This window comes from Variovorax sp. 770b2, from assembly GCF_900115685.1.
GTDB lineage: Bacteria > Pseudomonadota > Gammaproteobacteria > Burkholderiales > Burkholderiaceae_C > Variovorax.
On the sequence record NZ_FOXJ01000009.1, the window covers coordinates 1 to 24,125 of the forward strand.

A 24,125-nucleotide genomic window follows, 5' to 3' on the forward strand; every position below is an offset into this window, starting at 1 on the left:
ACCTTCACGCAGATCGCCTTCCTGGTCGACTGCTGGCAGGGCAAGGTGCACGAGCGCAGCTTCATCCACTACCTGCTGTTCGTGACCTACTTCCCGCACCTGATCGCGGGCCCCGTGCTGCATCACGCGCAGATGATGCCGCAGTTCGCGAATCCGGCGACCTACCGCGCCGACGGCAACAAGATCGCGCTCGGCTTGGCCATGTTCACCTTCGGTCTGGCCAAAAAGTTGCTGATCGCCGACCCATTGGGGCAATACGCCGACCTCCTCTTCAACGGCGTGCACAACGGCGTGCAGCCCACGCTATACACATCCTGGTTCGGCGTGCTTGCCTACACCTTGCAGATCTACTTTGACTTCTCGGGCTACTCCGACATGGCAGTCGGTCTCTCCTTGTGCCTGGGCGTCCGGCTGCCGCTGAACTTCAACTCGCCCTACAAGTCGACCAGCATCATCGAATTCTGGCGCCGTTGGCACATCTCGCTGTCCGGCTTCCTGCGCGACTACCTGTACGTGCCGCTAGGTGGCAATCGCAAGGGCCTTGCTCGGCGCTACCTGAACTTGTTTCTCACGATGCTGCTGGGCGGCCTGTGGCACGGCGCCAACTGGACCTTCGTGATCTGGGGCGCCCTGCATGGCACCTTCCTGATGATCAACCACATCTGGAATGCCAGGTTCCGCCGCGACGGCAAGACGCGCAGCCGCCTCACGCGCCTGCTGGGCTGGCTGCTGACCATTCTGTGCGTGATGGTCGCCTGGGTAGTGTTCCGCGCCGAGAGCATGCATGCCGCCACGGACATCTACAAGGGCATGCTCGGCCTGCACGGCGCGCCCGGCCGCGCCTTCCACGAGTTCCTCACGCTGCCTTACCGCAAGCCCGAGTTTTTCCAGACCATGCTGGTCGCCCTCCTGATCTGCTTCACGCTGCCGCCCACGATCGCGCTGCAGCGCTGGGTGCCTCAGGTCCAGTCATTGGCTGGCCGGCCAGTGCTCAGCAAGCTCCTCACCGCAGCGATGGCGCCGGCAACCGTCATCCTGCTCGGCGTTTGCGTGTCCAAGCTAGGCACCTACAGCCCGTTCCTCTATTTTCAGTTCTGACATGACGCCTGTAAAAGTCTGGCTACTGACCTTCCTAAGCGGCTTCTTCGTGATCGTCGCACTGCTGATCCTCACGCTCACGACCCCTATTCCCTACGGCGATCTGACCCGCCTCGGCTTGATCTCCGACAGCGAATTTGGCTGGACCCGCGAGCCCCCTCATGTTCCTCCCGAATTGCTGCGCGCCGCGCCTGTAGCCCAAGCCGACGTCCTCGTGATTGGCGACAGCTTTTCCAGCACCGGTCGCTGGCAGTCGGTGCTGACCAGGGGCGGCTACCGCGTGACCACGGTCTTGTGGGGCCAGGTCAACGAATCACTGTGCGACGACTTCGGCGACTGGCTGGCGCGCAACGGCTTCAAGGGCAAGCTGGTGATCATCGAAAGCGTCGAGCGCATCCTCAATGCGCGGGTCGCGCAAATGCGCAGTTGCAGGCAAATGAAAAAGCCGTTCGAATCTCGCGTCGAGCCCTTTGCCACGCCGGCCGAAAACGTTCCCGGCTTCGCGCTCAACTGGGACGCCAAGATCACTTCAGGCTGGTATACCGTGCGCAATACCCGCAGGGCGAAGGCGACGGCGGCTGACACGACCTCCGGCTACGCGACCAAGGCCCGCAGCGTAGTCAACGGCTGCGAGATGTTCAGCCACCGCCTGTGCACCAAGGCGCTGTTCTTCAGCGAGGACGACAGCAACGGCGAACTCCCGGCGGAGAACATCGCCACCATGCAGGCCTTCACCAAGGCGCAATCCTCGATCCCAATCCTGTGGATGGTGATCCCGAACAAGACCACCACCTACATCGATCTCGACCATTCCAAGGCCTTCGTCGAAGTCTTCAAAGCTTCCGGCCTGGGCCCCGACCTTTTCAGCTTCGCCCAGGAAAAGAAGACGCAGATCCGCGACTTCTACTTCCCAAATGACACCCACCTGTCCATGCACGGCCAGCTTGCACTGGGCGAGCGCATGCTTGTCGAAGTTCGCAAGAACGTGCCCGAACCCCCTTAGGACCGGTTGCAATGAAGCCATAAATTTCGCAGCGGACGACCAAAACGCGTGATCGGAGGGCGAGCAACAGTCGCTGACCCATGCGCAACTTCAGGCGCTGGTGCTGGGTCTGCCGTGGCAGCGCATCGGCGACGAAGGCGTCATCGGCCTGGTGTGAGCCTGCGCGAGAAGCACAGGCAATTGGGGCGTTCGCCGATGGTCCAGGCCTCGTATCCTGGCGACACTACGGAGTATGGTCGACGCCCCACTGATCAGCGCCGCTGAACTCGCCTCACTCCAGGCCGCCGGCCTCGGTGAGTTAGATGCCAAGCTGCTGCAGCGTCTGGACCATGCGCATCGCGAGATCGACTGGCGCGACGCCAGGATCGAGAAGCTGACCTTCGAGATGGCGCGGCTAAAGCGCGTGAAGTTCGGCAAGAAGAGCGAGCAACTCAACGCCGAGCAGAAGGCGCTGTTCGACGAGGCCGTGGACGCCGACATCGCCGCGCTCGAAGACCAGCTTGAAGAACTGCTGGCCGCAGCGAAGAAGCCTTCCGACACCAGCGCTCGTCCGAAGCGCACGGCCTTGCCGGCCAGCCTGCCTCGCGTCGAGCGCCATCACGAGCCCGAGAGCATCACCTGCATATGCGGCTGAATGCTCCAGCGCATCGGTGGGGACGTGAGCGAGAAGCTCGACTACACGCCCGGCGTCTTCACCGTCGAGCGCCATATCCGCGGCAAGTGGGCATGCACGCGTTGCCGCACGCTGAGGCGGCACCAGTGCATGCCGAGATCTTCGACAAGGGCATCCCGACGTCGGGCCTGCTGCCCAGGTGCTGGTCGCCAAGTACGCCGATCACCTGCCGCCGTATCGCCAGGAACAGATCTTCGCTCGCGCCGGGCTCGCTCTGCCACAGCTCGACGCTGTTGGCCTGGGTGGGCGTGTGCGGCGTGCGGTTGCAGCCGCTCGTTGATGCGCTCAAGGCGCAGGTCTGGGTTGCGCCGTCGTGCACGCGGATAAGACACCGGTAGCGATGTAGGCGCCGACACCGGGTTCCCAAAGAAGGGCCGCCACTCGGTCGGTGTCACGCGGCAATACTGCGGGCTTGCTGGGCAAGCAGGACAATTGCCAGGTGGCCTTCAGCATCTCCCTGGCCAGCAACCAGGGCAGCCTTCCCGTGGCTTGGCAGCTGTACCTGCCCGAGGATTGGGCGGCGGACCCTGAGCGCCGCGCCAAGGCCGGCGTTCCGATGAAGTGCGCTTCGCCACGAAGACGCAGATCGCGCTGCAGCAGTTGCGCACGCTGCTGGACGAAGGCGCGCCGCGCCACTGCGTGCTGGCCGCCGGCTACGGCGTGGACAACGCTTTTCGTCAGGCGCTCAGCGACATGGGCTTGGCTTATGCGGTCGGCGTCACATCGGCCGTTGTGGTCTGGCCGCCTGGGGTTTTGCCGCTGCCACCCAAGCGCTACAGCGGCATGGGTCGCCCGTTGGTAGTACCTCGGCGCACCGCCACTCTGCAGCCCATCAGCCTCAAGGCAATGGCGATGTCATTGCCGCAGGAGGCATTCCAGACCATCGCCTGGCGCGAGAGCACCAATACATTGCTGCGCGAGCGCTTCGCGCCCGTGCGGGTACGCCATGCCGGTGGCAATGTCGGTAAGGCACGCTTGCGTCCCGAGCAGTGGCTGCTCATCGAGTGGCCGGTGAACGACAAGGAACCGAGCAAGTACTTCCTGTCCACGCTACCACCAGCAGACACGCCCATCAGCGAACTCGTCAGCGTCGTCCATCAGCGCTGGCGCATCGAGCGCGACTACCAGGATCTGAAGCAGGACTTCGGTCTCGGCCACCATGAGGGCCGAGGGTGGCGAGGGTTCCACCACCACGCCGCTTTGAGCATCGCGGCCTACGGGTTCCTGATGGCCGAACGCCTGGTCGCCGACAAGCCTGTCGGTGGAAAAAAACTTCATCGAACGCCAGGTGCCTGCCCTTCCCGAGCGCTACGTCCCCCGCGGAAGCCCTGCGCGCGCAGCGCCACGTGGCGACCTCGATCACGAGTCTGCGCCAGCGGCTGAGTTACCTGCTGATCGCCCGTCTCGGGCAGTGCCCCTGCTGTGGAAGGGCAAGCGCAAAGCTACTCTTGTGACACAGTAAAACTAGGGACCCTCTGATCAAGTCGTAAATTGGCTTGTCGGAATGGCGTCAAATTCAGCCATGATCATTTGCAGTCGGCCCTCGTTTTCAACTCGCGCTGGATAGCGTCAAATTTAGTTGTATGAGCGGCGATCGTCCGTATTCAAGACCCTTGTTTACACCGGGGCTGGCTTGGACGTAGGTCGAGGTGGCGTAGATCGGCGGCATGATCGCGCCGGTCGACTGGTCAGCATGAAGTATGCGGGTATCGAAGGCGGGGCTTTCAGCGCTCTTTGGATGCTCGTTGCTCAAGTGAAAGTTCTCTATATGCATGCGCACAACTTAGCCATCAAGGCAGGGCAGGCGCAGGCAGCGAGCCACTTTGGCACATCGATGCCATGCGGGTGAGGCTGTCCATGCCGTTGCCTAACCCGCAGGCCGGCGAGTTAGCCTTCGCCCACGAACATCGCGCGGATGGGACCCTCTCCCCGGAGCTCCCGGCGGATCGGGCCGTCGCCCCGCCACTCGGCCTTCGCTTCGCCGATGGTGCCAGCCAAGATGGCTGCGAGGACGGTGCCGAACACGCCCGGGAACGTATTGCCTACAGTAGCGAGAATCAACCCACCGTAAATCCAACCGTTTTCGGCGCTCTCGATCGGATCTCCCATCAAGTGGTTCCCGGTCAGGACCACGGCCATCGCAGCGCTGAAACCACACAGTTGCCGGAACGAGTCCTTCTGCGCCTGGCTGCTCTTGGTTTCGTCGAAGACCTGGTTGATCAGAACAGTCATCACCATGCCCATATTGGCCGCGAGGTCCACCAAGCCGACGATCGAAATCTCCGCTGGGGCTAACGGTATGCTGGGGTCCACCTTGGGCATAGCGAAGAACGGAACCGGCCCTGCCAGCGATGCGGCACCCACGACCGAATAGATGCCCTTCTCCGCCTTTGCGGCCTGCTGGCTTTCGGTCAGGGCCCGCGCCGGCGGCGCGAACGTCGGATCTGACGCGGCAATGGCATCACGCGCGTTGTTCAGCGCCTTCTCGGCTTCACCCGCCAGGTAGTCGTGCGAGTCGTTGACGACGCGCCGTTCGGACGACATGCCCTTGCGAAGATCCTGGATCTGGCCTCGACGCTCCGGCTCACCAATCATGTTTCGCAGGTCTGCGGTCGTTTCGGCATTGAGGACCACTCCCGTCTCGGCGATGAATTCATCGAGGTCATTGAATTCACCCAGGATCATCCCGCGGCCGTCCGGAGTCGGCACTGTCAGCGCTCGCGGCGTATTTGTCAGCGCATCGGCCTGTTGCTTCAGGGTCTGCAAGGACTGAAGCACGTCGTCCGGCATCTCATCGGGCATTCCGTCACGGCTGCCCATGATCTTGGCGGACAGCTTCTTGATGCCCGCCCACATCTCGGGCCCGTAGAAGAGCGAGATGCCCGCGGCCGCCGAGACGACACCGACGGTGGCGGCGTAGCCATTCTGCGCTGCCTTCGGCAGGGCCTTGTAATCGGCCAGCAGCGTGAAGTAGAACAACGCGCTCTGCAACGTGTTGACGAAGTTGCGGTTGCGATTCAGGTTGAAAATTACGTCGCGGTTCGTCGTCATGCGCCACATCAGGCCGAGTGTGAGGAACATCGTCTTACTGGCCGACGCGAGGTAGAGCGCCTTCGTCTTGTTCTCGTTCTTGGCAAATGGCAAGTAGACGAAGGCCGCCAGATTAATGGCCATGAGGGCTGCATTGGACAGGACGAGCGCGGCCAGCGCTCCCTTGCCCTTCATCGTTGAGAGCTCCATGCCAGCGAGCGCATCGAGCAGGCGATGGGCTCGCTGCAGGTTCTTGGTGGCGGCGTTGTAGTTCGCCTCGGGCATGTTGGCCCGGGACGCCTGCACGCCCTCCAGTAGTTGGGTCGCGTCTTGGCGGATATCCCTGACCCCCTGCTGATAGTTGCGGTCGGCCAGGATGGCCGCCTCGTCTCCCTTGCTCAGTGCCGCCCAGACGTCCATGCCGCGGACGGCACTCAACAGCCGATCCATGAACGTGCGGGCCTGTGCCGACTGCTCGGGCGACAGGTTGTCGATGGCGTGCCGAAGTTGGAGCAGCGCGCGGGCGGGATCTCTCGGGCTCGCATCCTCCGACGGCGGCGCATGGGAGGTGAGGATGACCGACCCGCTGACTGTAGTGATTGTCATCGTCGGATCGTCGTCCGGCTGGTACAAGCGTCCGGTGACTCCGACATTTCCGCCGATGACCGGGGCTGTCTGGATATCCGTATCTGTGCCTTCCGTGCCATGGGTCGGCAAGTAGACCGTCTCGCTAGGCGGCAACGCGCGGGAACCATCATCGGGGGGCAACCCGATGCCAACATTGCGGCGAAAGTCGACCAAAGCCCGTCGCGGACGGCCGCGGTTCGAGACCGTCGGCCGCTCCTCCGACTGCGTGCGGGAAGGGGGTCCGCTTTCTTGGAACCGCCGGGTGTTCACCCGCGGCGGGGCGAGGTCGAGGTCGAGGCTCGGTATCACGCTCTGAGACTTCGGAGCATGTTTCACCGTTGGGGCTGGCGACTTGGACAGCGCAGAGCTTTCAGGTTGGACTATGGGAGACGGGAAAGGCGGGGTGCCGGTTGGGATGACCATCGAATGTCCTTTTGCGTTGTCGCGTCTAGTTCCCACTTGGGGTACTCAGCTTCAATCGTCCAAAGCATGTCATGAGGGGTCACGTCGCCCCAACGAAGGAAAACGGTATTGGATATGCGCCAACCAGATTTAAATCTGACCCCACTCCGTAGTGAACTCCATAGCCGGCTCACTTTCGACGGCAATCGACACCCGCACGAAGCCCGTTCACTCGAAAGGCCAACTCACGAATCCCGGTAGCACGGCCGGGTTTGTCTCCTGGAAGCACTGTCCTGGCGTGTCGAGCACCGTCTGATTCCATCGCTGCGCATAGACTGCCAGTACTACCTGCTCCGAGTGATTCAGATAGTCGTCGAGGGTGCTAGCGCAGTCGGCTAACTTGCGGGCTTCGAAGAGTTCGAGAATCCGCATGTTCCTGTCCAAGTACGGTGCATGCATGAACCCCGGCTTGCCGAGCAGACGAAACCCGAGCTGCAATTCGCACAGAAGGTCGCCGAACAATTCGTTGAGCTTCTCGCTGTCCGCAAGCCTCACGATGCTCTCGTGGAAGTCCAAGTTGGCCGCGCCGACGCCGACCCAGTCGCCGTTGCGGCGGCAGTGCAGCCCCATCTCCACCGCCGCGCGCATGTCGCTCCTGGCCGGATGCCAGGAACGGGCGCTTGCCACCGCCTGGCATTCGACGAGCCGGCGCACGCGGTAGATGTCGATGATCGATTCGATGCTCGGTATCGCGATGCGCACATCACCGTGCGGTTCGCGCTTGAGCAGCCCCTCTTTGGCAAGAGCGCAAAAGGCTTCGCGCAGCAGGCCGGGCGAGACCTCCAGTCGCTCGCGCAGCGCGGCTTCGGGCAGACATTGACCCGGAAAAAAATCGCCTCGGGCGATCAGCCGACGCAAGAGCCCCGCCACCCAGGCGATCGCCGCAGGCGGGTCGCCGTCGGGCGGGGTCGTCCTCACATCGATCAGGGCTCGCTGGTGATGCTGGGGCGCGTACATGAGGCCTCGACGGTGCTTTTCCCTACATGGCGCCGTATCCGCCTCCTCCGGGCGTCTCGATGATGAAGATGTCGCCGGCCGCCATATCTACCTGTGCGCTGTGGCTCAGTGTCTCGACGGTCCCGCACGCACGCTCGATCCGGTTCACACCGACAGCACCCGGTTGCCCGCCGCCCATTCCGAACGCGCCGTGCATGCGCCCGTTGCTCAGGATCGAAGCGCTCATCGGTTCCAGGAAGCGAATCTTTCGCACGCCACCGTCGCCGCCGCGCCATCGGCCGTGCCCACCGGAATGCAAGCGAATCTGGTAGCTCTCCAGACGCACCGGAAAGCGGAACTCCAGCACCTCCGGGTCAGTAAGACGCGAGTTGGTCATGTGGGTTTGCACGACGCTGGTACCGTCGAATCCGGGGCCTGCCCCCGAGCCGCCCGAGATGGTCTCGTAGTACTGGTGACGCCCATTGCCGAAAGTGAAATTGTTCATCGTGCACTGGCTGGAAGCCACCACCCCCAGCGCGCCGTAAAGCGCATTGGTGACACAGCTCGAGGTTTCCACATTGCCCGCCACCACCGCCGCGGGCGACACCGGGTTGAGCATGCATCCTTCGGGCACGACCACCTTGATGGGTTTGAGGCAACCCGCGTTGAGCGGAATATCGTCGTCAACCAAGGTGCGGAACACATAGAGCACCGCGGCCATCGTGATCGACTTGGGCGCGTTGAAGTTGTTGAACAGCTGCGCACTGGTGCCGGTGAAGTCGACTGTCGCGCTGCGCGCCGCGGCATCCACGCTCACCCGCACGCAGACGCGTGCGCCATTGTCCAGCGGAAGCTGGAATTCGCCGTTGGACAGCGCAGTGATCACGCGCCTGACTGACTCTTCAGCGTTATCCTGAACATGCTGCATGTACGCGGCGACCGTGGCGCTTCCATACTGGACCACCATCGCCTTGAGCTCCTGCACACCCTTCTCGTTGGCCGCGACCTGGGCGCGCAGATCAGCCAGGTTCTGTTCGACATTGCGTGACGGATAGGCACCGCCTGTGAGCAGTTCGCGAAGTTCTTTCTCGCGAAGATGCCCCTGGTCGATCAATCTGAAGTTGTCGATCAGCACGCCTTCCTCGGAGATGCTGGTGGAGAATGGCGGCATCGAGCCTGGCGTGACGCCGCCGATGTCCGCGTGATGGCCCCGCGAGGCCACATAGAAGGAAGGCTTCGCGTCGCGGTCGTCGATGTACACCGGCGTCACGAGAGTGATGTCGGGCAGGTGCGTGCCGCCGTGATACGGGTCGTTGAGCACATAGACGTCGCCCGGTTGCATCCTCGGGTTGCGGTCAATCACAGTCTTGATCGACTCACTCATCGAACCCAGGTGCACCGGCATGTGCGGCGCATTGGCGATCAGGCTTCCGACTGCATCGAACAGCGCGCACGAGAAGTCGAGCCGCTCCTTGATATTCACGGAGTAGGCGGTGTTCTGCAGCCGCTGGCCCATCTGCTCGGCGATGTTCATGAACAGGTTGTTGAACACTTCCAGCATCACCGGATCGGCTTCAGTGCCGATCGCGTGCGCCGTTGCGCGCGTGGCGATGCGCCGCATCTCCACGCCGCTTGCCGTGACCTGCGCCTGCCATCCGGCCTCGACGACAGTGGTAGCGTTCTTGCCGGCCAGGATCGCCGGGCCGTCGATTCGCGCGCCCGGCGCCAGTGTGTCGCCCAGATGAAGCGCAGCTTCGCGCCAGCCGGCCGGCTGCTCGTCTGCCTTGCAGTACATCGGCGCATGGCTCGCTGCGGCGGGCCGGTGTTCCAGCGCCGCCTCGAACTGTGCCGGGGTTGCCGTGCGCTCGCCAGCACACACGGACTCGACCGCGGCGGCTTCGATGACCAGTGCGCGGCCGGGCATTAGGAAGGCAAAGCGCTGACGATAGGCCTGCTCGAATTCTTCCCGGATGGCGGCAATGGCGCCCTGGGCGTCGACCCCCTGCCCCAGCGGCAGCAGGCACGGCAACGCAGTGTCAGTGCCTTCGTAGCGCATCTGCAAACGGCAGACGCTCCGGATGTCGGCACGCACGATGCCTTGTGCCAGCAACTCGCTCTCGGCCTGCGCGCGCATGCGCTCGGCGACATCGCCTGCAGCGTTTAGGCCCTCAGCATCGAGGTTGCGTTCCACCACCGCCTCGCGTATGGCAATTTGATCCGCCAAGCCCATACCGTAGGCAGACAGCACGCCGGCCATGGTGTGGGCGTAGATCGTGTCGATGCCCAGCGCATCGGCCACCAGGCATGCATGCTGGCCGCCGGCACCGCCAAAGCATTGAAGCGTGTAGCGGGTGACGTCGTAGCCACGCGCGACGGAGATGCGTTTGATCGCATTCGCCATGCTCGCCACCGCGATCTGCAGGGCACCGCTGGCGACCTCCTCCGCCCTCACGCTCCGGCCGGTCGCCTTGCTCATTTCCTGCGCCAAGGCGTCAAAGCGCCGCTTGACCGTCTCGCGGTCCAGCGCCTCGTCGGCGGCCGGGCCGAACACCTTGGGAAACCAGTGCGGCTGGATCTTTCCGAGCAGCACGTTGGCGTCTGTGGTGGTCAGTGGGCCACCGCGCCGGTAGCTGGCCGGCCCCGGATTGGCGCCGGCCGATTCGGGGCCCACGCGCAGGCGCGCGCCATCGAACCGGATCACCGATCCGCCGCCGGCGGCCACGGTATGAATGCTCATCATCGGCGCGCGCATGCGCACGCCGGCAACCTGCGTTTCGAAGGCGCGCTCGAACTCGCCCGCGAAGTGCGACACGTCGGTGGAGGTGCCGCCCATGTCGAAGCCGATCACCTTGTCATGCCCTGCCTGCGAGGCGGTGCGCACCATGCCGACAATGCCGCCTGCGGGACCGGAAAGGATGGCGTCCTTGCCCTGAAAGCGATGGGCCTGCGTCAAGCCGCCCGAACTCTGCATGAAGAACAGAGACACGCCGGGCATCTGCGCGGCCACCTGGTCGACGTAGCGCCGCAAGATGGGAGAAAGGTAGGCATCGACCACCGTGGTGTCGCCACGGGGAATCAGCTTCATCAGCGGACTGGTCTTGTGCGAGACGGAGACCTGCGTGAAACCGGCCGCCCTGGCCAGTTTCTCGGCCGCGAGTTCATGCTGGGTGTGGCGGTATCCGTGCATGAAGACGATCGCGCAGCTGCGCAGGCCTTGCGCAAACGCGGCATTCAGCTGTGGCCAAAGGTCCATCTCGTCCAGAGCCTGCACGACCTCGCCCGATGCGCCCACGCGCTCGCTGGCCTCGATCACGCGTTCGTAGAGCAACTCGGGAAGCACGATGCGGCGATCGAACAGGCGCGGCCGCGCCTGCGTGGCGATGCGCAGCGCGTCGCGAAAGCCCCGCGTGGTGACTAGCACCGTGGGTTCGCCCTTGCGCTCCAAGAGGGCGTTGGTGGCGACTGTGGTGCCCATCTTCACGCACTCCACGCGCTCGGGCGTGATGAGTTCGCCGGTCTTCAGGCCCAGGAGCCGCCGGATGCCTTCGACGGCGGCGTCCGGATATTGCTCAGGGTTTTCCGACAGCAGTTTGAGCGTGTGCAGGCCGCCTTGCGCATCCCGGCCCACCAGGTCGGTGAATGTGCCGCCGCGGTCGATCCAGAATTGCCAGCGGGTCGGAAGAAGAACTTGTTCGGTCATGACGAGAGAGAAGGAAGAATTCGTGCGGCGATGCGAAAAGGCGTGCAGACTAGTTGCGGCGTAGATCACGCCCGCTTGTCTCCGGCAGGCACATGGCCACCACGACGACGATGACGTAAGCCACCGCCGCGCAGATGCCGATGGCAGAGCCCAGCGACATGTGCAGGCGATCGCTCAGCACGCCCACCAGCACGGGAAAGGTGGCGCCGATGCCGCGCCCGAAGTTGTAGCAAAAGCCTTGTCCGGAGCCGCGCAGTTCGTTGGGGAACAGCTCGGACAGGAAGGCGCCCGCGCCGCTGAACATGCCCGACATGAAGAATCCCAGCGGAAAGCCCAGCACCAGCATCACGCCGTCGGTGATCGGCAGCAGCGTGTACGCATACACGAGCGCGCCGGCGCAGGCCGCAAACAGCATGAACGCGCGGCGGCGGCCCAGCGCGTCCGACAGGTATGCACCGCACAGGTAGCCGATGAATGAGCCGACGATGAACATGAACTGGTAGCCGCCCGAGCCCAGCACCGTAAGGTGGCGCTCGTTCTTCAGGAACGTGGGCAACCACACGCCGATGGCGTAGTAGCCGCCCTGCATGCCAGTGAACATCAGGCTGGCGAGCAATGTGGTGCGCAGCACGCCGGGCTTGAAGATCGCGAGAAAATTGCTGCTGCGTTCACCACGCGCCACAGCGGCGCGAGTCTGCAGGTAAATGTCGGGATCGCGTAGCGACCGGCGGATGAACAGGATCAGCAACGCCGGCAGCAATCCCAGCATGAACATCGCGCGCCATGAGTACTCCGGCGGCAGAAAGGTGAAGAGCGCAAGGGATACCAGCACCGCCGCGCCCCAGCCCACCGCCCAGCTGCTCTGCACCAGCCCGACGGCCTTGCCGCGGTACGCGGGCTTGATCGTCTCCGCGATGAGCACTGAGCCCACCGCCCATTCGCCGCCGAACCCCAGACCTTGCAGAGTGCGGGCGATCAGCAGTTCCTCAGGCGTGCGCGACAGCCCGCAGATGAAAGTGAAGATGGTGAAAATGAGAATGGTCAGCTGCAGGATGCGCACGCGGCCGTATCTGTCGGCGAGCACGCCAGCCGCCCAACCGCCGATGGCCGAGGCCACCAGCGTCGACGTGCCGATCAAGCCCACCTCGGTCTTGCTCATGCCCCACAGCGACAGCAGGATCGGCGTGACCAGCGGCAGCGTGTAGTAGTCGAAGGAATCGACTCCGTAGCCCGCGAACGAAGCCGCGAGCGTGCGTTTCTCGTTGGGATCGAGGGTACGGATCCAATTGCCTTCGGCCGGCGCATCGCTGGCCCGCGTCAGGCTGGTTTCCAGGATCGATTTCATGGTTTCGGTCTCCTTGTCGGAATAGTTTTGGGATAAGGCTGGAAAGCGGCGTCCCCTGGAGCGGGCCGATCTTCAGGGTGGGTTCGAAAGATTGGCGCTTCGACATGCGGCGTTGCCGATGCCAGTCGCATCGTTGTGGCGTGATGGGCCGCGATTGTGGGAATGCGTGCGCAATAAGGCCAACGCAAACTTTCTTGCTCATTCCATCGATTTTTTGAATGACCGTAACGGGTGCAAAGCGTGCACCATGGCAGAGCTCAAGGCCGCTTCCGGCAGCGGCGACGACGGATCGTCGCGGTAGCTCGCGTAGATCTGCAGCGGCTCGAGCAGGTCGTCGAAAGGCAGCACGCGCAGCGGCAACCGACGGGCCAGCAGTTCGACCACCGCGCGTGGCAACATCGCCACGCCAAAGCCAGCCTCCACGAGCTGGACCATCGCCGAGATGGAGGAAATGGCGTGCACACGCGGAGAAGGGCTGCCTGCCTTTCTGAACATTTCAATCAACGCCGCATACGGCTGGGAGTCCCGCTGGAAGGTCATCAGATCGAATGCGAGCAGATCCGGCATGCGGTATTGCCGCCGCACATGCAGTTCCTTGTGACCCACGAAGCAGATGGGCATAGCCGCGACGGCGCAAGCCCGCACGCCGTTGCCCGCGGCGGGCAATGCCGCGAACACCAAATCCAGCTTGCCGCGCTGCAAGCCGTCGACCAGCACAGGGGTGGTTTCGACGGTGAGCTCCAGCTCGAAATCCGGATAGGTCACCCGCATGTGCTTGAGCCAACCAGTAAGCCAGCTGTGCACCACCGATTCGATCGCCCCAACGCGAAGCACTGTCTCGTGGACTACGCCCTGCCCCATTTCGGCCTTGATATGCATCTGCATCTCAAGCAGCTTCTGGGCGTAGCCATGGAAGCGCTGACCTGCAGCGGTGAGACGAACCTGCTTGTTGCTGCGGTCGAGTAGGAGCACGTTGAGCTCGCGCTCCAGCGCGGCGATGCGGCTCGAAAGAGCCGACTGCGTCACATGAAGTTTCTCAGCGGCCCGAGTCACGCTCTTGAGCGCCACCGCCCAATGGAAGGCTTCTACGAAGCGAAGGTTCATGGTGATTCCGGTTTTCAGGGGAAATGCCGACACCGCGCCCTCGGCGTGTCTTGGTCGGCGAAAGCCTGCTGCAGCGCGCGACGCGCACGCAAATGACAATCCCACAGGGTCGTGAAACGGCGCGCGCGCGGCGTACAAAAAACGAAGCCGACGCCGGAATGGCGAGGCGCCGTTTTGAATTGCATCGCTCGCCTAGACGCACACTGTTTTGGGGAGAACCGCCTGCAGCCCTAGCCGCGCGGCGCTTCGTTTGCCGGAATGGGGCTTCGCACGCCATCTCGAGTCGCACGGCATCGGCCTTCAGACTGCCCACTATCCGATCGACAGGTAAGCCAAAAAGCTTCATGCATGCCCTCCCCGATCTCACGCCCCGGGACGCCGCCCGTTCAAACGGAACCGCAGCGCCCGCCACAGACGGACAGTTCATCGTCCGGTGTCACGACCGGGTCTCCGTTCAATTCCGCCTTGGTCCGCTTCCAGGACGGGGCGGCGCCATCGCTGCCGAAGCGGCGCAATTCGGTCACGGTCGCGGACCCTGTCGCCGCAGCGAGTAGCGCCGTCCTCGCCACCCGACGCAGGACCAACGCCGTGTTGCTCAAGGTACAGACCGAACGGGCGACCACACAAGCCGCGCAACAGCTGCAAAGGCTGGCAATGCAGACCATCGGATCGCTCGAACCTGCTGCCGTGCAAGGCTTTTTCGACAACCAGGTGCCGGACCTCTTCGGCCATCAGGCACCGGCGCAGGCCCGCCTGAGCCTCCTTCTCGCAGACCACGGCATCCAGGATGGCGCGCAGATCATCGACATCACGATGCGGGCAATGGACCGCCTGCTGAACGCAGCGCTCGCCGGCAACGCCGAGGGATCGTCGCCCGCGCTGCAGCCGACACCGAGCCGGCAGGAGCAGGCGGCGTTTCAACGCCTGTTCGACGCGCTCGAACAGATTCGCGGATCGACATCCGCGGCGGCGCTGCCGCCTGCCGGCGAAAACCGCATCCATGACCTCGAGACCGATGCCGACGTAGCGGCGTTCCTGGCCGAGACTGGGCAACACCCCATCGACAATGGGCCCACCCAAGGGTTGCCTCCTGCGTCGGACAACGGCGATGCCGCAACCTCCCTCCGGGGCCAATACCCGCCCTCGGAGCTCGAAGGCCGCGGCATGCTCGCCGGGCTGCTGGACGGCATGAACGGCGGCGCGATTCCGCGCTTCATCAAGCAGGTGCTCGAGAACAGGACCTTCGATTCGAAGGCGGCGCAATGGGCCGCTACAGCGAACAATGTTGCCCTGCGCAACCTCGCCTCGGTCGGCGTGACGGTCTTCGGCCGTGAGTTGCTGGCCTACGGAATCGAGCACGCGCTGAACCAGCACGGCGTCTCGGCCCAGAACCGCCGCGCCCTCAGCGCGTTGCTGGGCCCCGGCTGCCAGGCATTCGCGCACGCCGTGGGTGTGTATCGCGACTTCGCGGCCGGCACCGCCAGCAAAGAGAGTGTCGCGTCGCGCGGAATCTCCGCGCTGACCGCGATCGGAGCCTTCATGGTGGAAGACGCCTTAAACCTGTCGCAAACAACCACCGCTACACATGCGGCAATGACCGCCTACGCCCACGTGCGCGAGGTCGGGGCACAGTCGTGGCTGCGACTGCCCGCGGCAAAGGAAACGGCCCAGGACAAAACCCACTTCTGGTTCATGAGCGTCGCCTACGGCCTGGACCAGATGCTCGCATCGATGACGATGTCGATGCTGGCGCCGACGTCGGGTGCGGGCGCCGCGCTTGCCGGGCAGAGCTTACGAGAAGCGGCCGGGGCCGCCGGCATCCGGGGCGCTCTGAATACGGCCTACGAAGTTGGAGACGAGTTGCTGAACGAGGGCAACCGTGCATTGCGGGCCGGGCATGGGTTGGAAAAGGCCCTGGAAGTGGACGTCCGACAGCGCCACTTCGTCAATGCGCTGCTGGGTCAGCAACCCGCGCGCGCCGCCGTCCTCTCAGCAGTCCAAAGCTTAACTGCCGTGATTGCCCTCGAGATGGCAAAGAAGAAGGCTTCGCCGCAGACCACGCTCATGGTCACGGCGCTGATGACCGGCCTCGTCAATGGTGCGCAATATTGGCCCCGCATGACCAGCGCCTCAGGTCAACCGAAGGTAGCATCGTCGCCGGCCGACGTCGAACAGGGCTTGGCCCTGGACGACGTCGGGTCACCCCGCGTCAGCAGCGACGATGCTCGGTCGCCGCAGATCGAAGAATTGGACAGCAGCGATCCGCAGTTGGCGCACTTGCCTGTCCTGGATAGCCACCCGGTGATCGAGGAGCCCGACGGCGCACATCCCAACGGGTAGGTAGCCACAGCGCAATACAGGCTGCGCCAAATACAGGAGCGATGGCCACCGCAGCTATTGATAGATACTGGCGGGACCGAACGGGCCTGAGCCGCCGTAGTCGAGCCACGTGCCCGACAACGCAGGCTGAACTTCGCCGCGCACGGACCAATCGCACACGCCCTGCGGGAACGCGGCTCCCAAGCGCCCCTTCTGCGCAGCAGAGAAGGTCACCGCGTAGGCGGTGAAGTCGATCGGCTTGAGCTTACACATGAGAACGTCGGCGGCGGGCGGAGCGCCGGCTACCGAACGCGGGTTCTGGTGGATGGGTATGGCCTGGTTGCAAGCCGTGGCCGGATCCCATGAGATGGGCTCTTCGATCTTTTTGCCATCCACCCAGCACGCATCCTTGAGCGAGGCCGGCTTGTTTCGCATCACCTTTGCTGCAAGCGGCACCTGCGATGCATCGGCTTGAACAGCCACGAGCCAGTCGTTCAAGGCCAGCAGTGCCATCCGGTCGAGATCGGGTGCATTGGTTCCGCGTGCAGTCCAGTTGACCTGGTTGGCCGTCGTTCCCCTGGCGTTCTGAAGTCGTTGCAAGAAGCTCAGCGTCCGGTCGCGCGTGTGGATGTCGCCGAGGTTGTCGGTGTAGGCCCGGATATCGATAATGGGCAGCACCATGTTGTCGAAGTTCGTGACCAGCCGACCGCTTGCATAGGCCCGCGCAACGCCGATGGCATCGCCCCTGACGCGCCCGGTTGTCAGGTTGCCATCGATGTCGATGCCGCCCACCTTTTCATTGATATCCACGAACTCTTCCGGCGTGATCTTTCCAGCGTTGAGCGCCTGCAGGCCGTACTGGACGCCGGCGTTGTCGTAGAACGACCGCGCGAAGCCGGTCTTCGGATCCATTCCCAGACTGTTGACGTTGCCATCCCACAGCCCCCCTCGGGCACCCGTGACGTTGGTGACCGGGTCGTACCGCAGCGCCAACGGAACCACGGGCGAAAAGGTGACCGGGTTCGGCGAATAGAGCGCCGGGATGTAGCCCAGGTAGTTGTTCTGGCACACCGTCTTCCCGATCGACGGGCCCGCGTCGGCGACGGCACCGCCATCGACGGTGGAGCGGCGAAGGCTGGTCCAGACGGCCGGATCGGCTGCGAGATGGTCGAAGTAGTTGTTGAGCGGACTGCAGTCGATGGCGCTCTGGATGATCGACCCGATATCGGGCAAGGAATAGCTGGGCGTGAGGGCATCCAGCAATCCCGGATAGTTCTGCACAATGTGGTGCTGCTGGACGGAGCCGCCCGAACCGCCGGAGCCGATGGTGAATTTCGGCAGGCCGTACTGCTCGATGAACCGTTCCTTGATCATCATGAGCGTCTCCGCCGAGGTGACGTCATCAAAGCCGTTGCCGTAGGCATTGCGGGTCCCGAATGCCACCGCGAAACCTAGGCTCAGCGGCAGATCCTGAAGCGCTGAGGTGACCAGATTGCTGCCCGACCTGAAGCCGGGATCCGCACCGCCGACGAACGGGTAGGTGAGCTTTCCGTTCCAGCCGTCGCCCGGCTTCGTGCCGCCCTTGAGCCACGGATCGCGAATCGGATCTGCCGGGTCGTCGATCACCGCGATCCGGTAGATCGATTCATCGATGGTTCCGGATTCGACGCGAACGATGTAGTTGACGGTCTTGCCCTCGGTCGTGACCGTGGTCGCAAGGTCGGCGGGGTACGGCGCGGCGAGGCGTGCAAGCGGCGCGAAGGTGCCGCCGGTCGTGCGATAGAACCAGTCGTATTGCACCGCCGCGACACAGGGTCCGGCGGTGGGCGGCGCACCCAGCCCCGAAGCCTGCGTTTCGCAGATCCATGGGCTCTGTCTCTTGCCGGAAAAGATGGGACCGGATGCGGGGAAGTTCTTCATCTCCAGGCGGCCGACTTCCTGGCCACCGCTGACGGCTGCGAGCACGTTGACACCGGGCACCAGGCCGGTTAGCAGACCGTTTGCCGATCTCGCCGTCGCGTCGAAGACCATCCGGTCCGTGACGTCCACGCCATTGAGCTGGAAAGTGGTGCTTTTGTCGAACGCGCCCGCAGGCGCGGTCGCGCTCACGACCACGTCGCCTCCGCTTACCATCAGCGCGCGCGTCGAGACAGTCGACAGGTTGACGCTGGCAGCCGCAGCCGTGGGCGTCGTCGCGGGGGGATTGGCGAAAGCTGCAGACCATGCGCGCGAATGATCTCCGCCGCCACAGCCTTGCAGGCCAGCCAGAAGAATGCTGCCGGCGATCAGGCCGGCAACGGGAAATGGAATCGCACTCCGTCGATGTTGAAATTGCATTTTTGTCTCATGTAGTTCTTGAAAGAATCGATCGCTTCGGCCGTCTGCGCGGCGGCGGCATTAGGCATACGCCGCACCCACTGGCCGATCCAGATAGTGACCAGCCGTGCGCGGGGGAGCAATTGCACAATCGCTCAATCGAATGTCGTTAGACCTCAGTTCGCATCGCACCTACACATGGGAAAGCGTGCCAATGCAACACGCAATCATGTTGCGTTATTTGACGGTGGGTATGTTGGCGCGGGCGGCCCGTGGGGATGCAGCGCAGGCAGACCCGGAGTATCTAGATAGAGCAACCAGCGGGGTAGACTGCGAACACCACGAACCGAATCGCCGGCCGCAGGACCGGCGCCGGCGTAATCTCAGGCGTACAGCTTTCGCGCGATCAGGTCTTTCATGATCTCGGTTGTGCCGCCATAGATGCGCTGGACGCGTGCATCGGCATAAAGCCTGGCGATCGGATATTCGGTCATGTAGCCATAACCACCAAAGAGCTGCAGGCACTCGTCAGTCACCTTGCCCTGCTGCTCGGTACACCACCACTTCGCCATGTAGGCCGCCTCCTGGTCAAGCTTGCCATCGAGCAGGCGCTGGATGCAGTCGTTCACGAAGCTTCGCACCACGTGCGCGATCGTGGCGCATTCGGCCAGCTTGAAGCGCGTGTTCTGGAAGTCCCCGATCGCCTGGCCGAACGCCTTGCGCTGCTGCGTGTACTCGACGGTCAGTTGCACCGCACGTTCGATGACCGCCGCAGCCGGCACACACAGGAACAGGCGCTCGTAAGGCAACTGGCTCATCAACTGGACAAAGCCCTCCCCCTCTTTCTCGCCCAGCAGGTGATCAGCAGGCACGCGCACGCCGTCGAAGAACAGTTCGGCCGTATCGGAAGCGTGCTGGCCCAGTTTCTCCAGGCGCCGTCCCACCCGAAAACCGGGCAGGCCCTCGGTTTCCAGCACGACGAGCGACACGCCGCGGCTGCCGGTGTCGCTGGTGCGCACTGCCACCACAAGCAGGTTGGCGGTGAAGCCGTTGGTGATGAAGGTCTTGGCACCATCGACCACATAGTGGTCACCTTCGCGTGAGGCGCGTGTGCGCAGCGCCTTCAGATCCGAGCCGCAACCGGGCTCGGTAAGAGCTATGCCGGCCAGCATTTCGCCGCTGGCGAGCTTGGGCAGCCAGCGCTGCTTTTGCAACTCGGTGCCGTAGTCGAGGATGTAGTGGGCCGCGAGGTTGTGGACCCCGGTGTTCGCGGGAAACTCGGCCTTGGCCAGTTCGTCCTGCACCACCAACTGGTAAGCCAAGGAGGCACCTGCACCGCCGTAATCTTCGCTCAGCTCGGGCAGCAGAAAGCCCATCTGCCCGAACGGACGCCAGACCTCTCGCGGAATGAAGCCCTGGCGGCGCCAGTCGTCGAGATGGGGCGACAGTTCACCGGTGATATACCGGCGCACTTGGTCGCGAAAGGCCTCGATGTCTTCGTCCATCCAGCGATGGCGCAGCAGTTGGGGCAGCATGATTCAGCTCCCCGCGCGACTGTGGTTGCACATCGGCGCGTGGCCCGCGCAACACATCACAACGCGATCAGTGTCTTGCCGCATCGCTCGATGCTTCGCTTGAGTGAGGTTCATGCTTTTCATCTCCATCCGACCGCGGAAATCCATGGCCTTCTTTATGGTGCGCCGATGGTAGAAAACGACTGGCCTGCGCGCGATAGCACATTGTTTCGATCCCATGGCAAAACACCCCAAAAACAGGTTGCGGTTCGCCACGAACGCCCTTCATCAGAATTTGAATGTGACGAGCAAGATGATGACTGCGATGACGCCGTAGGGCATCCATGCGGCGCTTGCGGCCCATTGGGGGTGCGGCAGGCTGGCGTCGCGCAAGCTGCGGCGCAGCGACCCCGCCAGAACGCCATGCAACCCCGATAGTGTTACAGCCAGCGGCACCTTGAGCCAGAGCCACGTCGCCCCAAACCATCCGCCGCGCGATGCCAGCGCCAGTCCGAATATCCAGAGCAGCAGCAACGCCGGACTGGTCACGCGCCTGTCCCAGCGCTGAATGGCCACCAGCCAGCGTCGCTCCTCGGGCCCGACGATTTGGAAGGTACGCGAGAGATTTGCAAGAGCGAGCCAGAGCGCCGTCATTCCGCCAACCCAAACGATGACGGCGGTGATGTGGAAGGCCTTGAGAAACAGGTAGATCAAGCGGGATCCCCAAGCGCATCGAGCTTGCGCCTCAGAAACGAGTCGTTGAAAAAGGTACCGAACGGAACGATCGCGACGCCGCACAGACGAACGGTCTCTCGGCGCTCCCATCCTTCCGCGACCGAAACGCGAATGGCAAGCCACAGATACAGCAGGAAGATCAATCCGTGTGTCGGCCCCGCGGCGGACACGAAGCCGGGCACACCGGCCCAGTGCTTCATGGGGACGGCGATGCAGATCAGGAAAACCAGCGTGGCTCCCTCCATCAGGCCAAGGCGGCGCAGCATCCTGAGCAGGCGAAGACGTTGCTCCAGGTCCGTGCGCTCCGGGCCTTCTTCAGGTGTTGTCATTGCGTTTCCCACAGTCGATCCTGGATCAGGTATCCCGCCAGTGCCTTGGCAGCGGCGTCGAGCAACAGAGCGCCTTTTTGCGCCGATGCCAGATGCGGCGTGCCGACCACGCCAGTGCGAGACCAATGCGCTATGTTGCGCCAGCGGTGCATGCCGCCGGCCTGCAGGAACCCGGTGACCGGTGCATCGACGGTGCAGGCGGTCACCGCATCGACGAGTTCCGGCCGAAGGTGCATCACCATAGATGTTTCGGCTTCGCAGGCGTGCAGCAGATTGGACTGCCCCTCGAGCAAGCGTGAAAACTCCTGCGCGGCAACCATCCAGTACGTTGCCGTGACGAGCGGCATCGCCAGCTCCACACCCAGCAGGTCCACGATCACGGTCAACGCGGCCATATTTCCTCCATGGCCGTTGAGCAGCAACACGCGCTGGTAACCCTGCCGCTGCAGTGAGCGCATCACGCAGCGCACGAACGCGAGCAAGGTGTGGAAGTCGAGCGTAAGGCTCCCGGCGTCGCTCATGTGATGTTCGGCCAACGATACCCAGAGCGTAGGCAACACCAACACGGACGCGTCTGCCGCCAGCGCGGCGCGCTTTGCCACCTCTGTCACCAGCAGGCTGTCGACCTCCACTGGCAGGTGCGGGCCATGCTGCTCGGTAGAACCGATCGGCAGGATAACAACCGTGCGCGCGACTGCCGTGCGGTCGAATTCGGTGGTCTTGAGCCGACCCCACCGCGTCTGGCGAACTGTCATTGCGGCTGGTAGTTCACGGCCGCCATGAGGTTGCGAACCGTGCCTTGCGAAGCGGTGAAGATCCGCTCGAGGTCGGCGGGCGCGCCCGATTGCGGTTGCATCGCATACGACAGCAGCCGACGCGACACGTCGGGCATTGCAATCACCTTCTGCACCGCTGTGTTGATCCGCGTGACCTCATCGGCGCTCATGCCGCGCGGCGCATACACCGCCAGAAAGTCGGAGGCCGAAAGCTCCGGTAACCCTGCGTCGGCGAACGAGGGCACATCAGGAAGCAACGGCGTTTTCCTGGTCACCGCCAGCAACCGCAACGATGCCCGGTACTGCAGCGCGTCGCCCAGAGGGACGATGGCAGCCGCTACTTGGCCGCCGAGAAGATCCTGGACGGCCGGCCCGCTTCCCTTGTAGGCAATGGGCTGGATATCCGATCGAGTGAGCTGGGCGAGCCGGCCGACCATGAACTCGGGTGCGCTGCCCGGCGCCGGCACGGCGATGTTGCGGTCTTTGGGGTTGCCCGCGAAATACGCCGCAAGTTGCTTCACGTCGTGCGCACCGGTTGTCGCATGGGCCGCCAGTACCAGTTCGAAGGTAGCGAACGGGCTCACTGGCTGCAGATCGGTACGGGTATCGAAACCCGGTGCCTTGAGCACCAACGGCACGGTGACGACGGTATGGCCGTTGGTGAAGAAAAGCACTGAACCGTTGGGCGATGCCGCCTTGACGTACCGCGCGGCGATCTGCCCGCCCGCGCCCGCTCGGTTCTCGACGATCACCGGCTGGCCCAGCAATGCGGGCAGCTTCTCGGCAAGGATGCGCGCGCCGATGTCGGCCGAACCACCGGCCGGATAGCCGACCACGAGCGTGATGGGTCCTTTATAGCCCTCTGCACTAGCCGACGTGATCGCCAGCCCGAGCAGGCATGCTACAGCCATGTGGCGAAATATGCGCGATGCAGTCACCATGAAGAACTCCTTGGCGTCTCGTACGCCGTCTGCATAGAAGCATAGGAGGCCGCCGGGAGGCGCTCGCCGCTTTCCGGCGAGCGGCGGCGGAATCCGGCAGCGATTTCGAGCAAGCGTCAGCGCAACCAGCCGTGGCGATGCGCGATGCGCTGCGCCGCAGCGATGCGCGCATCGGTCGACTTTGCCGCCAGCGCGCGCACCCGCTCCACGAGTTCGGCCGGGGCCGTGGCCAGCGAACCCGTGTCGAAGGGGGGCGCCGGCGCGTATTCCATGGCGAGTTGCATCGCCTGGGCATGCGCGGTTCCGTGCAATGCGGCGGCCACGGTCAACGCGAAGTCGAGGCCAGCCGTGACACCACCACCGGTGATGCGGTTGCGATCGACCACCACGCGTCGGTGCACTGGCTCGGCGCCGAAATACGGCAAGACCTCCATCGCGGTCCAGTGCGTTGCCGCCTTGTAGCCGCGCAACAGACCCGCGGCCCCGAGCACCAAGGCACCGGTGCACACGGAGGTGATCCAGCGCGCCTGCGGCGCGCGCTGCGCGAGGAACCTGATGGTCTCTTCGTCTTCCATCAACAGGTTGACGCCGGGCCCGCCGCCGATGAAGAGCAGATCGAGCGTGGGCGCATCCTGCATCCGCATTGTCGGCAACTCATGCAGGCGGATGTCGGTGACGACGGGGACCAGCGTCTTCGCGAGCACATGCACCCGCGAGTTCGGCAAACGCGCAAACACGTCGAGCGGGGCGGCGAAATCGAGGCTGGTCATGCCGGGAAAAATCAGCATGCCGATCTGGAACGGTGCAGCGCTCATGCCTCGGCCTCCACGGCCGCCACGCATTCGATCTCGAGCAGCATGCGCGGATCGGGCAGCGACAACACGACGGATGTCGTTCGCGCCGGATATGGCTCCGATCCGACGGCCCTCGCATAGCGCTGGTTCATAAGAGTCACGTCTTCCAGGCGCGTGAGCAGCACATTCACCTTGAGCACCGAACGCAGCGAACTTCCTCCGATTCCGAGCAGTTGCGTCAGTACCGCCATGGACTGATCGAACTGAGCGTCGAAGTCACCTTCGTCGATACGTCCATCGGCGTGATAACCGGGCGTGCCCGAGACGAAAAGCAGTTCACCCGGACGCGCTGCACCCGACAGGGGCGGCATCTTGAACTGACCCGGCGATGGGATGCACGTGATGGCGTTCATTCGAAATTTT

The 24,125-nt window shown here is 63.7% G+C and carries 18 protein-coding genes and 3 pseudogenes; 7 read left to right on the top strand and 14 right to left on the bottom strand.

Features of this window, described 5'->3' with window-relative positions:
• From BM133_RS30760 to BM133_RS30780, 6 genes and pseudogenes are all read left to right on the top strand, one after another.
• The coding region (locus BM133_RS30760; RefSeq protein ID WP_143100241.1) for an MBOAT family O-acyltransferase at positions 1 to 1,098 on the top strand (1,098 nt) is incomplete at its 5' end.
• Between the two features lies 1 nt (position 1,099).
• Positions 1,100 to 2,101 carry an alginate O-acetyltransferase AlgX-related protein gene (locus BM133_RS30765; RefSeq protein WP_093442715.1) on the top strand — a complete coding sequence of 334 codons (1,002 nt, stop codon included), beginning with the start codon at positions 1,100 to 1,102 and terminating at the stop codon, positions 2,099 to 2,101.
• Positions 2,102 to 2,333: 232 nt separating this feature from the next.
• Positions 2,334 to 2,735 carry an IS66 family transposase gene (locus BM133_RS35815; RefSeq protein ID WP_093442717.1) on the top strand — a complete coding sequence of 134 codons (402 nt, stop codon included), beginning with the start codon at positions 2,334 to 2,336 and terminating at the stop codon, positions 2,733 to 2,735.
• Positions 2,736 to 2,792 (top strand): annotated as a pseudogene (locus tag BM133_RS35820) (hypothetical protein); the annotation flags it as partial.
• Between the two features lie 121 nt (positions 2,793 to 2,913).
• Positions 2,914 to 3,054, top strand: coding sequence for an IS66 family transposase (locus BM133_RS35825; protein ID WP_371286368.1), 141 nt, complete (start codon positions 2,914 to 2,916; stop codon positions 3,052 to 3,054).
• A 71-nt stretch (positions 3,055 to 3,125) separates the two neighbouring features.
• A pseudogene (locus BM133_RS30780) lies at positions 3,126 to 4,236 on the top strand (IS701 family transposase); the annotation flags it as partial.
• 129 nt (positions 4,237 to 4,365) lie between these two features.
• Here the strand turns inward: BM133_RS30780 and BM133_RS35625 are convergent.
• The 6 genes and pseudogenes from BM133_RS35625 to BM133_RS30810 all read right to left on the bottom strand — a co-directional run.
• Positions 4,366 to 4,548, bottom strand: a pseudogene (locus tag BM133_RS35625) (hypothetical protein); the annotation flags it as partial.
• Positions 4,549 to 4,661: 113 nt separating this feature from the next.
• Positions 4,662 to 6,854 (bottom strand): hypothetical protein, encoded by a 2,193-nt coding sequence (locus tag BM133_RS30790; protein ID WP_143100242.1) that lies wholly within the window; start codon positions 6,852 to 6,854, stop codon positions 4,662 to 4,664.
• Positions 6,855 to 7,061: 207 nt separating this feature from the next.
• The gene (locus tag BM133_RS30795) at positions 7,062 to 7,850 is read right to left on the bottom strand and encodes a GntR family transcriptional regulator (RefSeq protein ID WP_093442725.1); all 789 of its coding nucleotides are present in this window, start codon (positions 7,848 to 7,850) and stop codon (positions 7,062 to 7,064) included.
• Positions 7,851 to 7,872: 22 nt separating this feature from the next.
• Positions 7,873 to 11,529: a hydantoinase B/oxoprolinase family protein gene (locus BM133_RS30800; RefSeq protein ID WP_093442727.1), complete on the bottom strand. Its 3,657-nt coding sequence runs from the start codon at positions 11,527 to 11,529 to the stop codon at positions 7,873 to 7,875.
• A gap of 49 nt (positions 11,530 to 11,578) precedes the next feature.
• Complete coding sequence (locus tag BM133_RS30805; RefSeq protein ID WP_093442729.1) at positions 11,579 to 12,874, bottom strand: MFS transporter; 1,296 nt, start codon at positions 12,872 to 12,874, stop codon at positions 11,579 to 11,581.
• A 198-nt stretch (positions 12,875 to 13,072) separates the two neighbouring features.
• The gene (locus BM133_RS30810) at positions 13,073 to 13,978 is read right to left on the bottom strand and encodes a LysR family transcriptional regulator (RefSeq protein ID WP_093442731.1); all 906 of its coding nucleotides are present in this window, start codon (positions 13,976 to 13,978) and stop codon (positions 13,073 to 13,075) included.
• A gap of 465 nt (positions 13,979 to 14,443) precedes the next feature.
• Between BM133_RS30810 and BM133_RS30815 the strand changes: the two genes are divergently transcribed.
• A complete protein-coding gene (locus BM133_RS30815) occupies positions 14,444 to 16,318 on the top strand; it encodes a hypothetical protein (RefSeq protein WP_093442733.1) in 1,875 nt (624 codons plus the stop codon).
• A gap of 54 nt (positions 16,319 to 16,372) precedes the next feature.
• Here the strand turns inward: BM133_RS30815 and BM133_RS30820 are convergent, their stop codons facing one another.
• The 8 genes from BM133_RS30820 to BM133_RS30855 form a co-directional block, all read right to left on the bottom strand.
• Positions 16,373 to 18,634, bottom strand: coding sequence for a DUF6351 family protein (locus tag BM133_RS30820; RefSeq protein ID WP_143100243.1), 2,262 nt, complete (start codon positions 18,632 to 18,634; stop codon positions 16,373 to 16,375).
• A 362-nt stretch (positions 18,635 to 18,996) separates the two neighbouring features.
• Positions 18,997 to 20,148 (bottom strand): acyl-CoA dehydrogenase family protein, encoded by a 1,152-nt coding sequence (locus BM133_RS30825; RefSeq protein WP_093442737.1) that lies wholly within the window; start codon positions 20,146 to 20,148, stop codon positions 18,997 to 18,999.
• 267 nt (positions 20,149 to 20,415) lie between these two features.
• Positions 20,416 to 20,841: a CopD family protein gene (locus BM133_RS30830; protein WP_177224991.1), complete on the bottom strand. Its 426-nt coding sequence runs from the start codon at positions 20,839 to 20,841 to the stop codon at positions 20,416 to 20,418.
• Positions 20,838 to 21,191 carry a DUF3817 domain-containing protein gene (locus BM133_RS30835; RefSeq protein WP_218158410.1) on the bottom strand — a complete coding sequence of 118 codons (354 nt, stop codon included), beginning with the start codon at positions 21,189 to 21,191 and terminating at the stop codon, positions 20,838 to 20,840. Before BM133_RS30835 ends, BM133_RS30830 begins: the two co-directional genes overlap by 4 nt.
• Positions 21,188 to 21,946 (bottom strand): creatininase family protein, encoded by a 759-nt coding sequence (locus tag BM133_RS30840; protein WP_093442741.1) that lies wholly within the window; start codon positions 21,944 to 21,946, stop codon positions 21,188 to 21,190. The genes BM133_RS30835 and BM133_RS30840 overlap by 4 nt, the downstream gene beginning before the upstream one ends.
• Positions 21,943 to 22,908 (bottom strand): tripartite tricarboxylate transporter substrate-binding protein, encoded by a 966-nt coding sequence (locus tag BM133_RS30845; RefSeq protein WP_256219400.1) that lies wholly within the window; start codon positions 22,906 to 22,908, stop codon positions 21,943 to 21,945. The genes BM133_RS30840 and BM133_RS30845 overlap by 4 nt, the downstream gene beginning before the upstream one ends.
• A 116-nt stretch (positions 22,909 to 23,024) precedes the next feature.
• Entirely contained in the window at positions 23,025 to 23,723 is a 699-nt protein-coding gene (locus BM133_RS30850; RefSeq protein WP_093442745.1) for a DJ-1/PfpI family protein, read from the bottom strand.
• Positions 23,720 to 24,115 (bottom strand): RidA family protein, encoded by a 396-nt coding sequence (locus BM133_RS30855; RefSeq protein ID WP_093442747.1) that lies wholly within the window; start codon positions 24,113 to 24,115, stop codon positions 23,720 to 23,722. The genes BM133_RS30850 and BM133_RS30855 overlap by 4 nt, the downstream gene beginning before the upstream one ends.
• Positions 24,116 to 24,125 lie beyond the last annotated feature (10 nt).